This window comes from Plantibacter sp. Leaf314 (genome assembly GCF_001423185.1).
In the GTDB taxonomy this organism is placed as follows: Bacteria; Actinomycetota; Actinomycetes; order Actinomycetales; family Microbacteriaceae; genus Plantibacter.
On sequence record NZ_LMOB01000001.1, the window covers coordinates 2,617,176 to 2,628,762 of the forward strand.

At 70.6% G+C, this 11,587-nt stretch carries 12 protein-coding genes; 8 read left to right on the plus strand and 4 right to left on the minus strand.

Annotation, left to right across the window (positions count from 1 at the left end):
* Nucleotides 1-51: 51 nt before the first annotated feature.
* The 3 genes from ASF68_RS12345 to ASF68_RS12355 all read right to left on the minus strand — a co-directional run bounded on the left by ASF68_RS12345 (nt 52) and on the right by ASF68_RS12355 (nt 2,570).
* A complete protein-coding gene (locus tag ASF68_RS12345) occupies nt 52-1,005 on the minus strand; it encodes an L-lactate dehydrogenase (RefSeq protein ID WP_056010687.1) in 954 nt (317 codons plus the stop codon).
* A 115-nt stretch (nt 1,006-1,120) separates the two neighbouring features.
* Nucleotides 1,121-1,594: an SRPBCC family protein gene (locus ASF68_RS12350; RefSeq protein ID WP_327078821.1), complete on the minus strand. Its 474-nt coding sequence runs from the start codon at nt 1,592-1,594 to the stop codon at nt 1,121-1,123.
* A 10-nt stretch (nt 1,595-1,604) separates the two neighbouring features.
* The gene (locus tag ASF68_RS12355; protein WP_082498602.1) at nt 1,605-2,570 is read right to left on the minus strand and encodes a rhodanese-related sulfurtransferase; all 966 of its coding nucleotides are present in this window, start codon (nt 2,568-2,570) and stop codon (nt 1,605-1,607) included.
* A gap of 223 nt (nt 2,571-2,793) precedes the next feature.
* On the opposite strand from ASF68_RS12355, the gene ASF68_RS12360 reads away from it, so the two are divergent.
* From ASF68_RS12360 to ASF68_RS12380, 5 genes are all read left to right on the plus strand, one after another.
* Nucleotides 2,794-3,975 carry a thiolase family protein gene (locus ASF68_RS12360; RefSeq protein WP_056010690.1) on the plus strand — a complete coding sequence of 394 codons (1,182 nt, stop codon included), beginning with the start codon at nt 2,794-2,796 and terminating at the stop codon, nt 3,973-3,975.
* A gap of 70 nt (nt 3,976-4,045) precedes the next feature.
* Nucleotides 4,046-4,825, plus strand: a complete 780-nt coding sequence (locus tag ASF68_RS12365) for an SDR family NAD(P)-dependent oxidoreductase (RefSeq protein ID WP_056010693.1) — start codon at nt 4,046-4,048, stop codon at nt 4,823-4,825.
* Between the two features lie 52 nt (nt 4,826-4,877).
* The gene (locus ASF68_RS12370; RefSeq protein WP_056010696.1) at nt 4,878-5,702 is read left to right on the plus strand and encodes an enoyl-CoA hydratase/isomerase family protein; all 825 of its coding nucleotides are present in this window, start codon (nt 4,878-4,880) and stop codon (nt 5,700-5,702) included.
* Nucleotides 5,699-6,523, plus strand: coding sequence for an NAD(P)-dependent oxidoreductase (locus tag ASF68_RS12375; RefSeq protein WP_056010698.1), 825 nt, complete (start codon nt 5,699-5,701; stop codon nt 6,521-6,523). The genes ASF68_RS12370 and ASF68_RS12375 overlap by 4 nt, the downstream gene beginning before the upstream one ends.
* 123 nt (nt 6,524-6,646) lie before the next feature.
* Nucleotides 6,647-6,979: a helix-turn-helix domain-containing protein gene (locus ASF68_RS12380; protein ID WP_056010701.1), complete on the plus strand. Its 333-nt coding sequence runs from the start codon at nt 6,647-6,649 to the stop codon at nt 6,977-6,979.
* A gap of 59 nt (nt 6,980-7,038) precedes the next feature.
* On the opposite strand, the gene ASF68_RS12385 is transcribed toward ASF68_RS12380, so the two are convergent.
* The gene (locus tag ASF68_RS12385; protein ID WP_056010703.1) at nt 7,039-7,500 is read right to left on the minus strand and encodes a hypothetical protein; all 462 of its coding nucleotides are present in this window, start codon (nt 7,498-7,500) and stop codon (nt 7,039-7,041) included.
* Nucleotides 7,501-7,801: 301 nt separating this feature from the next.
* On the opposite strand from ASF68_RS12385, the gene ASF68_RS12390 reads away from it, so the two are divergent.
* The 3 genes from ASF68_RS12390 to ASF68_RS12400 all read left to right on the plus strand — a co-directional run bounded on the left by ASF68_RS12390 (nt 7,802) and on the right by ASF68_RS12400 (nt 11,505).
* On the plus strand, nt 7,802-9,325 hold the full coding sequence (locus ASF68_RS12390; protein ID WP_056010705.1) for an MmgE/PrpD family protein: 1,524 nt from the start codon (nt 7,802-7,804) through the stop codon (nt 9,323-9,325).
* A gap of 31 nt (nt 9,326-9,356) precedes the next feature.
* Entirely contained in the window at nt 9,357-10,256 is a 900-nt protein-coding gene (gene prpB, locus ASF68_RS12395) for a methylisocitrate lyase (RefSeq protein WP_056010708.1), read from the plus strand.
* A 124-nt stretch (nt 10,257-10,380) separates the two neighbouring features.
* The gene (locus ASF68_RS12400) at nt 10,381-11,505 is read left to right on the plus strand and encodes a bifunctional 2-methylcitrate synthase/citrate synthase (RefSeq protein WP_056010712.1); all 1,125 of its coding nucleotides are present in this window, start codon (nt 10,381-10,383) and stop codon (nt 11,503-11,505) included.
* Nucleotides 11,506-11,587 lie beyond the last annotated feature (82 nt).

The window sequence follows — 11,587 nt, forward strand, 5'->3', positions numbered from 1 at the left end:
GGGGCGATGCCGGTCGCGCATCGGCCGCTGGGGGGAGATCCGATCGGCCCGCTAGAGCCCGAGGGAGTCGAGCGATGCGCGGACGGCCGCGGCCGAGTCGGCGAACTGCTGCTGCTCACGCGGCGACATGGCGACCTCGACCACCGAGCGCACCCCGGAGCGGTCGACGATGCTCGGCACCGACAGTGCCACGCCACTCACGCCGTGGTATCCGTCGAGCACGGTGCTCACCGGGAGGATCGCGTGCTCGTCGCCGAGGATGGCTTCGACGATGCGTGCCCCCGACAGGCCGATCGCGTAGTTCGTCGCCCCCTTGCCCTCGATGACCCGGTAGGCGGCGGTGCGGACGTCGACGGCGATCTCGTCGAGCTGCTGCGCGGTGAAGCGTGAGCCGTCGGGCAGCTCCCAGTCGAGGATCGGTACGGGGCCGATGGTCGCCTGTGACCACAGGGGGAGTTCGCTGTCGCCGTGCTCGCCGACGATGAGCGCGTGCACGGCGGAGGTCGCGACCCCGGCGCGCTCGGCCAGGAGCCAGCGCAGGCGGGAGGTGTCGAGGACGGTCCCGGAGGAGAAGACCCGCTCCCGGGGCAGGCCGGTGATCTGCTGGGCGGCGGCGGTGAGGACGTCGCACGGGTTCGTGACGAGCATGTAGACGGCGTCGGGCGCGTGCTCGACGAGTTTCGGGAGCAGCTGTTCGAGGATGCGGATGTTCGTCCCCGCGAGGTCGAGGCGGGTCTGGCCGGGTTCCTGTTTGGCGCCGGCCGTGATGACGACCACGTCGGCGTCGGCGACGACGGAGATGTCGTCACCACCGGTGATGCTGCTCGACCCGGTGAACTGCGTCCCGTGCGCGAGGTCGAGGACTTCGGCGGAGGCACGCTTGCCGTCGATGTCGTAGAGCGCGACCCGCCGGGCGCTGCCGCGGATGAGCGAGGCGTAGGCGAGGGACGAACCGACGCTTCCCGCCCCGATGATGGCCAGTTTCGACTTCGTGCGAACACCCATGGCACCATCTTGGCAGGGGCGGATGTGCGTGGTCGGAGTCGAGCCCGTCAGCGCTCGGGTTGTCTCGATGTCGAGGTATCGCCCGCCCTTCGACCGGCTCAGAGAGCCCCTCCGGTCACCGAGCGTGTCGAAGGGCGTCCGCCAGCCACCGGTTCCGTGCGCGGATGAGCCGCTGCAGATGCCTCGTCAGGGCGAGGTGCTCGGCGACGACCCCCAGGGGGCCGAGCGGTGCCGAGAAGGTGATGTCGTCGAGCATGATGGTGCGCGCCGTGCCCATCGGGCGCTCGAGTGGTTCGAAGAGGTGGATGTGCCGGAAGCTGCGGAACGGGCCGCTCACCTGCTCGTCGGTGAAGCGGTCGTGTTCCTGGAACTCGGTGATCCGGCTCGTCATCGTCCACGGGATGCCGAAGTGCCGCGCGCGCCAGGTGACCGTCTCGCCCAGGCCGATGAGGCCGGAGGTCACTCCACCGATCGCGCGCTCGCCGGTGTGCTGCATCGAGCCGAGGTGCGCGTCGATCGAACGCGAGAGCTCGAACGCCTGCTCCATCGTGCCGTCGAGCTCGGTGCGGAGGATGAAGTGGGAGGTCACGGGTGCTCGCTCAGGCGATCGCGGCCGGCGCTGCGTCGGCGTGGACGACGCACCGCGGGCCACCGGTCGGGCCGTCCGCATGCGCCTCGCAGACCACGAGTTGCGTCTTGCACGACGGGTCGGCGCAGTTCTGCAGGTGCTTCGTCGCCGTGTCGCAGACGACGCAGTGCCCGATGACGGCGGCGTGGTCGCTGAAGTCCAGCGAACCGCGCTTGTCGAACACGTACAACGAACCCTCCCAGAGGCCGTCGTCGCCGAACTGCTCGCCGTACCGGACGATGCCGCCGTCGAGTTGGTAGACCTCGCCGAAGCCGCGCGAGCGCATGAGCCCCGACAGCACCTCACAGCGGATGCCGCCGGTGCAATAGGTGACGACTGGCTTGTCCTTGAGGTGGTCGTACTTGCCGCTGTCCAGCTCTGCGACGAAGTCCCGCGTGGTCGCGACGTCGGGCACGACCGCGCCGGCGAACCGGCCGATCTCCGCCTCGAACGCGTTGCGGCCGTCGAAGAAGACGACCTCGTCGCCGCGTTCGGCCACGAGCTCGTGCAGTTCGGTGGGCTGGAGGTGCACCCCGCCGCCGGTGACGCCGTGTTCGTCCACCTGGAGTTCGCCGGGGGCGCCGAAGGACACGATCTCCTCGCGCACCTTGACGCTGAGCTTCGGGAAGTCGCTGATCCGCCGCCACGGTGCGGGCCGGTGCTTTGCCGTGCGGACGGTGTCGTCCTCGACGAAGCCGGAACCGTCGCTCCACTTCACGTCCAGGCCGCGGAACGCGGGGTGCTCCGTCGTCTTCCGGACATAGAGCTTGCAGGCGTCGAGCTCGCCGCCGACGGTGCCGTTGATGCCGTCCTTCGAGATGAGGATGCGGCCGCGGAGACCGAGCGACTCGCAGAGGTCGCGCTGCCACAAGCGGATCGCCTCCGGGTCCGCGAGGGGCGCGAACGCGTAGTACAGGAGGATCTTCGGGTCGGCCACCGGTCAATCGTAATCGCCGATGCACGGCCCACTCCCGCGTCCGGCCCCGGCTCCGGTCCCTGAGCTCCCGCCCCGTCCGATCCCGGAGGTCCCCCGTCCGGTCCCTGAGCTTGTCGAAGGGCACCCGCCCCGATCCGCCTCCCGCCTTGTGTGCGGCCGACAAGCCTCGTGACCCCCGCGCACCGCGCGCCTAGGGTGGACGCAGACCTCGAAGGAGATGGCTATGCGCACAGCAGTGATCGTCGACGCGATCCGGACCCCGTCCGGCCGTGGCAAACCGGGCGGAGCGCTGAACACGGTGCATCCGACGGACCTCCTCGCCGGCACGATCCGCGCGCTCGTGGAGCGGACCGGCATCGACCCGGCCGTGATCGAGGACGTCTACGCCGGCTGCGTCACCCAGTCCGGCGAGCAGGGGCAGAACATCGCGCGGAACGCGGCGCTCGCCGCAGGCCTCCCGCAGGAGACCCCCGGCACGACGATCGACCGCCAGTGCGGTTCCAGCCAGCAGGCGACGACCTTCGCCGCGCAGAGCGTCATGGCGGCGGGGAACGACGTCGTGATCGCCTGCGGCGTCGAGTCGATGAGTCGTGCGCCCATGGGGTCCAACGTGCAGGGGGCGGATCCGTTCGGTGCAGCGCTCCGCGCTCGGTTCCCCGACGGACTGGTGGGCCAGGGCATCTCGGCCGAGCTCATCGCCGCCCGGTGGAACCTGGGCCGGGATGAGCTCGACGCCTTCGCCGCGCGCTCCCACGAGCGGGCCGCGGCCACCTGGGCGTCCGGCGGCTTCGACCGTGAGGTCGTCGCGGTCACCCTCCCGGACGGCTCGGTCGTCACCACCGACGAGACGGTCCGTGCCGGGACGACGCCCGAGGGACTCGCGGGGCTCCCCGCCGTCTTCCACGACGACCGCCTGGCGGCCCGTTTCCCCGAGATCGCCTGGCGGATCACGCCGGGGAACGCCTCGCCACTCACGGACGGCGCCTCGGCCGCGCTCATCATGAGCGAGGTGCGGGCGGCGGAGCTTGGGCTCACCCCGCGTGCCCGCTTCGTCTCCTTCGCCGCGGTCGGCAGCGATCCGATCGAGATGCTCACCGGCATCCTCCCCGCCACGCGTCGCATCCTCGAGCGCAGCGGACTCGACGTCGACGACATCGACGCGTTCGAGGTCAACGAGGCCTTCGCCTCCGTGCCGCTCGCGTGGCAGCGCGAGTTCGGGGTGGACGACGAGCGGCTCAACCCGCGTGGCGGGGCGATCGCCCTCGGACATCCGCTCGGCGCCTCCGGGACGAAGCTGCTCGCCACCCTGCTGGGTCAGCTGGAGGCGACCGGCGGGCGCTACGGCCTGCAGACGATGTGCGAGGGCGGCGGCATGGCCAACGCGACGATCATCGAGCGGCTGTGACCGCCGTGCGTTCCGCTCCCCGTCCCTCGCACGTGTCGAGGGGCCACCACTGGAGGAAGGGATCACCGCCATGGATGTGACCGGAAGCTCGGCGATCGTCACCGGCGGCGCCTCAGGACTCGGCTTCGCGACCGCGACCCGCCTGGCCGGAGCGGGCGCGCGCGTCGTGCTCGTCGACCTGCCCGGTTCCGCGGGCGAGGAGCGGGCCGAGGAGTTGGGCGGCTTCGCCACCTTCGTCCCGGCAGACGTGACCGACGGTGAGCAGGTGCAGGCGGCCGTCGAGGCGGCGACGTCGCGCGGCCCGCTCCGGGTCGTCGTCAACTGCGCGGGGATCGCACCACCGGCGAAGGTGCTGGGGCGCGACGGTCCCGCAGACCTCGGAGCGTTCGAACGGGTGCTGCGGGTCAACGTCCTCGGTACGTTCAACGTCATCCGACTCACGGCCGACGCCATGCAGCACAACGAACCGGACGGCGACGCCTCCGACGGTGGAGGGGATCGCGGCGTCATCGTCAACACGGCCTCGGTCGCCGCGTTCGACGGCCAGATCGGCCAGCCCGCATACGCCGCGTCGAAGGGTGCCGTGCACTCGATGACCCTGCCGATCGCCCGCGAGCTGGCGCGCCACGCGATCCGGGTCGTGACGATCGCGCCGGGGATCATGGAGACGCCCATGCTCGCGGGGCTGCCGGAAGCGGCGCAGGCGTCGCTCGGGCAGCAGGTCCCGTATCCGGCCCGGCTCGGCCGGCCCGACGAGTACGCCGCCCTCGCGCTCCACATCATCGAGAACGGCTACCTCAACGGCGAGACGATCCGCCTCGACGGCGCGATCCGGATGGCGCCCAAGTGAGCGGCCGCCCACCGATCGACGCATCGACCCATCACCGACCAGGGAGCACCACGTGACCAGTGACGACACGATCCTCTTCGAGGTGAGCGACGGCCTCGCGCACCTCACGCTCAACCGTCCCAAGAGTCTCAACGCGATCGACGACCGCGCGGCCAGGCGGTGGCGCGACCTCGCGATCGAGATCGCCGAGCGGGAGGACGTCGAGGCGGTCCTGTTCGACGCCAACGGTCCGGCGTTCTGCGCGGGCGGTGACGTCCTCGCGATGGCGGGCATGGGCGACGGCAGTCCGGGGTCGACCGGCGCCTTCGTCACGGAGCTCGCGGACCTCATCCACGAGGGGCACCGGACGCTGCAGCAGGCCGCGAAGCCGATCGTCGCCGCGGTGCAGGGCGCCGTCGCCGGAGGCGGGCTGGGCTTCATGCTCGTCGCGGACGTCATCATCGCCTCGGACCGCGCCAAGTTCGTCAGCAAGTACGCCGACATCGGCCTCACGCCGGATTGCGGGGTGAGCACGCTCCTGCCCGAGGCGGTCGGGATGCGCCGGGCCCTCGAACTCACGCTGAGCCCGCGGATGTTGAGTGCCGAGGAGGCGCTCGACTGGGGGCTCGTCACCGAGGTCGTCCCGGCCGAACAGCTCGACGCGCGGGCCCGCGAGGTGGCCGCGTTCTGGTTGACCGGCGCGACGGCCGCGTTCGGACAGGCGAGGCGCCTGCTCCGGGCAGGCGTCGGCAGGACGTACCAGGACGCACTCGACGACGAGGCCCGCACGATCGGCGCCGCCATCGAGACACCGGAGTCCGTCGCCCGCGTCTCGGCGTTCGCCGCCGCCTCAGCCAAACGCGCAACCGCCACCACCCCGAAGGAGCCCACCGCATGACCACCCTCGCCGGCAAGACCATCCTCATGTCGGGCGGCAGCCGTGGCATCGGCCTCGCGATCGCCCTCCGAGCCGCCCGGGACGGCGCGAACGTGGCCATCCTGGCGAAGACCGACACCCCGGACCCGCGGCTCGAGGGCACGATCCACACCGCGGCGGAGGCGATCCGTGAGGCGGGTGGGCGGGCGCTGCCCATCCTCGGCGACGTGCGGAACGACGACGACATCACGCGCGCCGTGTTCGAGACGGCGGGCGAGTTCGGCGGCATCGACATCGTCGTGAACAACGCCAGCGTCATCAGCCTGGCGCGCACGCTCGACCTCGACGCCAAGCGCTACGACCTCATGCAGGACGTCAACGTCCGCGGCACCTTCATGCTGTCGCGCGCGGCCATCCCGATGCTGCGCGACGCGGAGAACCCGCACATCCTCTCGCTCTCGCCGCCACTCAACCTCGACCCGAAGTGGCTGGGCGCCCACACGGGCTACACCCTCGCGAAGTACGGCATGTCGATGGTGACCCTGGGCCTCGCGGCGGAGTTCGGTCGGGACGGCATCGCGGCCAACACGCTGTGGCCGAAGACGACGATCAAGACGGCGGCCGTCGGCAACATCCTCGGCGGTGAGGCGCTCTTGGCGAAGAGCCGGACCCCGGAGATCTACGCGGACGCGGCGTACGAGGTGCTCATCTCGCCGTCGCGGGAGCTCACGGGCCGGTCGCTCATCGTCGAGGACGTGCTCACCGAGGCCGGCGTCACCGACTTCGCGAAGTACTCACCGGGCGTCGACGAGTCGGAGCTGTACCCGGACATCTTCCTGTAGCCCTTCGACAAGCTCAGGGACCGGGGACCGGGGACCGGGGTGTCCGCTGACGGCAGAACGTGGGCTCCCCGCCTCCGGTCGGCTCGCGCCTACAGTGAGACCAACGAGCCGGAAGGGGACGCCATGTTGTACCGCGAAGCCCTCGGCGCCGCCTTGCGCACGCGCCGTCTCGAACAGGGGCGGACCCTGCAGGACGTCGCCCTGGCCGCCGCCGTCTCGACGCCCTATCTGTCGGAGATCGAACGCGGCCGGAAGGACGCCTCGTCCGAGGTCGTCGTGACCATCGCCGACGCCCTCCGCACCGGGCTCGACACGCTCATGTTCGACATCGCCGACCGCTTCGACGCCGCGACCGCGCCGACGCTCGTCGAACCCCCGCTCACCGACGCGCCGCTCGCCGAAGCGACCGTCACCGTGCTCCGTCCCCCGGCGGACCCGCAGCTGCTCGCCGCCTGAGGCGCGTCCCGAGCGCCCGGCTCCGGCCTGGCCGATGCCGGCGTGCTCCGCCTCTGGGCTCAGCCGGCAGCGAGCGCCGCGAACACCGAGGCGAGCCGGGGAGCCGCGGACTCCCACGTCGTGTCCGCGTCCCAGCGCCCGAGCGCCGTCACCTCGGTGTGCCGTCCGGCCTGGTGCTTGGGCTCGGGGTCGCCGGGCAGCCGGAGCTGTTGGGTAAACCGCCCGGAGGTCCGGTCGAAGTCGAGGACGTGGAAGGCGACGTTCCGGTTCCAGTCCTCCGAGGGCCAGGAGATGAAGTCCACCCGAACCCGATCGGCGTCGAGCGGCCCTTCGGCGACGTAGCTTCCCGGGTGGTCCTCGCCCGGTGACAGGATCCGGTAGGCGCCGTTCGCGCAGAACAGGAGCAATGCCGGTTCGAACGGCTTCTCCGCGAACATCGTCGTGTAGTGGAGGGCGTCGGCGCGCACCACCTCGGCGAACAGCTGCGGGGTGCGCGCTCCGTCGGCGGTCTGGTCGGTCATGGTCGTCTCCTCAGGGGTGTGTCTCGTGCAGCATGGTCGACCTCGCAACGGTCTCGACGCGGGCCGGCTCGCGCAGGCCGGTGCCAGCCTGGCCGCCCCTGCCGGATGCGCGGTGTGCGTCGGCTGAACGGACCTGGAGAACACGCCTGGTATGTCAGCGGGGAGGAGGTTCGCCTCGCGCCGGAGGCCGTCATCGCGGAAATGTCCTGTTCCCGGCCGGTTCTCATGCCTCTGGAGGCGGGACCGGCGGGCGTAGGCTGGGAGGAGGTGCCGGCGCCCGCAGCACCTGAGAGGAACACCCGTGATCCAGCACCACCTGCGTGTCCACCGCAGCGACGAGAACCTCGCCCGCGAGGGCCAGCTCGCCTGGCAGCTCGCCCGGGTCGCCACCGATCCCGTTGAGGTGACGCCAGAGGTCGTCGACATGATCATCAACCGGGTCATCGACAACGCGGCGGTCGCGGCGGCGTCGCTCACGCGTCGCCCGGTCTCCTCGGCGCGAGCGCAGGCGCTCAGTCACCCCATCAGCACCGGCGGCGACGGAGCCACCGTGTTCGGTCCCGACCTCGCCCGCCGCGTCTCGCCGGAGTGGGCGGCCTGGGCCAACGGCGTCGCGGTCCGCGAGCTCGACTTCCACGACACCTTCCTCGCTGCCGAGTACTCGCACCCGGGCGACAACATCCCGCCCATCGTCGCGGTCGCCCAGCACGTGGGGTGCACGGGAGCCGACCTCGTGCGTGGCATCGCGACCGGCTACGAGATCCAGATCGACCTCGCGAAGGCGATCAGCCTGCACCGCCACAAGATCGACCATGTCGCGCACCTCGGCCCGAGTGCCGCCGCCGGCATCGGCACCATGCTCGGGCTCGATCAGGCGACCATCTACCAGGCCATCGGCCAGGCGCTCCACACGACCACGGCGACGCGGCAGTCGCGCAAGGGCGAGATCTCCACGTGGAAGGCCCATGCCCCCGCGTTCGCAGGCAAGCTCGCGGTCGAAGCCGTCGACCGGGCGATGCGCGGCGAGACCAGCCCGTCCCCCATCTACGAGGGCGAGGACGGCGTCGTCGCCTGGCTACTCGACGGCCCGGACGCCTCCTACGACATCCCCCTGCCCGGCGCGGGGGAGCCGAAGCTCGCGATCCTCGACTCCTTCACGAAGGAGCACTCGGCCGAGTACCAGGCGCAGGCCTGGATCGACCTCGCCCGCAAGCTGCACCACGAGCACCCGGAGCTCCTCGTCCCCGGCGCGGTCGACCGGATCGTCCTCCACACCTCGCACCACACGCACTACGTGATCGGCTCCGGGGCGAACGACCCGCAGAAGTACGACCCGACGGCCTCGCGCGAGACGCTCGACCACTCCATCCCGTACATCGTCGCGGTCGCCCTGCAGGACGGCGCGTGGCACCACGTCGACTCCTACCGGCCGGAGCGGGCGCAGCGCGAGGACACGGTGGAGCTGTGGCACCGGATCACCACGGCCGAGGATCCGGAATGGACGCGCCGCTACCATTCGCTGGACCCGTCAGAGCAGGCCTTCGGCGGCCGCATCGAGATCACGCTGACCGACGGCTCGACCATCGTCGACGAGATCGCCGTCGCCGACGCCCACCCGCTCGGTGCCCGACCGTTCGCGCGCGCCGACTACGTGCAGAAGTTCCGCACCCTCGCCGCCGGCGTCCTCGACCCGGAGGAGATCGACCGCTTCCTCGCGCTCGCCGAACGCCTGCCCGAGCTCGATGCGGACGAGGTCAAGCAGCTGAGCATCCAAGCGTCCTCCGGGGTCCTCGCCTCGGCGCCGCACCCGACCGGTCTCTTCTGATGCCGGCCGACGACCAGACGGGACACCGCTGATGTTGTACAGCCAGACCACGCCGGCCGAGAAGCGCCGGGCGTTCCGCGAGCGGCTCGCCACCGGTGAGCTGCTCCGATTCCCCGGCGCGTTCAACCCGCTGTCGGCTCGCCTCATCGAGCAGAAGGGTTTCGACGGCGTCTACATCTCCGGAGCCGTCCTCTCCGCCGACCTCGGCCTGCCCGACATCGGCCTGACGACCCTCACCGAGGTCGCCGGTCGGGCGAAGCAGATCGCGCGCATGACCGAGCTGCCGGCCATCGTCGACGCCGACACCGGTTTCGGTGAGCCGATGAACGTCGCGCGCACCGTCCAGGAGATCGAGGACGCCGGGCTCGCCGGCCTCCACATCGAGGACCAGGTCAACCCGAAGCGCTGCGGGCACCTCGACGGCAAGCAGGTCGTCGACACCTCGACCGCGCTCGGTCGCATCCGCGCCGCCGTCGACGCGCGTCGCGACCCGAACCTGCTCATCATGGCGCGGACCGACATCGCGGCGGTCGACGGTCTCGACGCGGCGATCGACCGGGCCAAGCAACTCGTCGATGCGGGAGCCGACGCGATCTTCCCGGAGGCCATGCGGTCGCTCGAGGAGTTCGCCGCCGTCCGTGCGGCCGTCGACGTGCCGATCCTCGCCAACATGACCGAGTTCGGCAAGAGTGAGCTGTTCACCTCGCAACAGCTCGCCGACGTGGGCGTGAACCTGGTCATCTGGCCGGTCTCGCTCCTGCGCATCGCCATGGGCGCGGCGGGTCGCGCACTGGACACCCTGAACGAGGAGGGCTCGCTCACGGGCAAGTTGGGGGAGATGCAGCACCGAGCCGACCTCTACGAACTCATCGATTACGAGGGCTACAACCGGTTCGACACCTCGGTGTTCAACTTCACCGTCGACCGGTAGGCCGCTCGCTCCGTCGTCCCGATGAACACCACCTGGGTCTCCGCTCCCCGCGCTTGTCGAGGGGCGACCCGGGTGCCAAGCTCGACCCACGCATGACCACTGCACCACCGCAAAGGAGCACCGCATGACCGAAGCGACCAGCGACATCAAGAAGGGTCTCGCCGGCGTCGTCGTCGACGTGACGAGCGTCTCGAAGGTGAACCCGGAGACGAACTCCCTCCTCTATCGCGGGTATCCGGTGCAGGAGCTCGCGGAGCACTGCACCTTCGAGCAGGTGGCGTACCTCCTGTGGAACGGCGAGCTGCCGAGCGAGGCCGAACTGGCCGAGTTCACGTCGTCGGAGCGGTCGCAGCGCGCCCTCGACGACAACGTGAAGGCGGCGATCGACCTCCTCCCCACCACCTCGCACCCGATGGATGCGCTCCGCACCGCGGTGAGCGTCATCGGCGCGAACGACCCGACCGCCGAGACCAACACGGTGGAGGCGAACGCGGTGAAGGCGGCGAGCCTGTACGCGAAGCTGCCGGCGATCGTCGCCTACGACCAGCGTCGCCGACACGGCCTCGAGCTCGTCCCGCCGCGCGACGACCTCGGGTACAGCGAGAACTTCCTCTTCATGACCTTCGGTGAGGAAGCGGACCCGGTCGTCGTGGACGCGTTCGACGTGTCGATGATCCTGTACGCGGAGCACTCATTCAACGCCTCGACGTTCACGGCCCGCGTCATCACCTCGACCCTCAGCGACCTCTACTCGGCGGTCGTCGGCGGGATCGGTGCCCTCAAGGGAGCGCTGCACGGCGGCGCGAACGAGGCCGTCATGCACGTGTTCGACGAGATCGGCACGGCCGACCGCGCCAGCGCCTGGCTCGATGCGGCGCTCGCCGAGAAGCGCAAGATCATGGGCTTCGGTCACCGCGTGTACAAGAACGGCGACTCGCGGGTGCCGACGATGCTGGCGTCGTTGGAGAAGCTCGCTGAGCACTACGGCAAGCCGGAGGTCCTCGAGCTGTACACGGCGCTGGAGTCCGACATGGTGGAGCGGAAGAACATCAAGCCGAACCTCGACTACCCGTCCGGCCCGGCCTACAACCTGATCGGCTTCGACACGGAGACGTTCACGCCGCTCTTCGTCGCGGCCCGCGTGGTCGGTTGGACGGCGCACATCGCCGAGCAGCTGGCGTCGAACGCGCTCATCCGCCCGCTCTCCGAGTACGTCGGTCCTGACGAGCGGCACGTCCCCGTCAGCTGACACCCGCTGCACCCACACCCCGCCGAGCCCGTCTCGGCGGGGTGTTTCGCGTGCCCACCACCCCGGTCACTGAGCTTGTCGA

Coding starts and splice junctions, on each gene's coding strand:
- ASF68_RS12345 (WP_056010687.1), bottom strand. CDS start 1,005: ATGGGTGTTCGCACGAAGTCGAAACTGGCCATCATCGGGGCGGGAAGC.
- ASF68_RS12360 (WP_056010690.1), top strand. CDS start 2,794: ATGCGCACAGCAGTGATCGTCGACGCGATCCGGACCCCGTCCGGCCGT.
- ASF68_RS12365 (WP_056010693.1), top strand. CDS start 4,046: ATGGATGTGACCGGAAGCTCGGCGATCGTCACCGGCGGCGCCTCAGGA.
- ASF68_RS12375 (WP_056010698.1), top strand. CDS start 5,699: ATGACCACCCTCGCCGGCAAGACCATCCTCATGTCGGGCGGCAGCCGT.
- ASF68_RS12380 (WP_056010701.1), top strand. CDS start 6,647: ATGTTGTACCGCGAAGCCCTCGGCGCCGCCTTGCGCACGCGCCGTCTC.
- ASF68_RS12385 (WP_056010703.1), bottom strand. CDS start 7,500: ATGACCGACCAGACCGCCGACGGAGCGCGCACCCCGCAGCTGTTCGCC.
- prpB (WP_056010708.1), top strand. CDS start 9,357: ATGTTGTACAGCCAGACCACGCCGGCCGAGAAGCGCCGGGCGTTCCGC.
- ASF68_RS12400 (WP_056010712.1), top strand. CDS start 10,381: ATGACCGAAGCGACCAGCGACATCAAGAAGGGTCTCGCCGGCGTCGTC.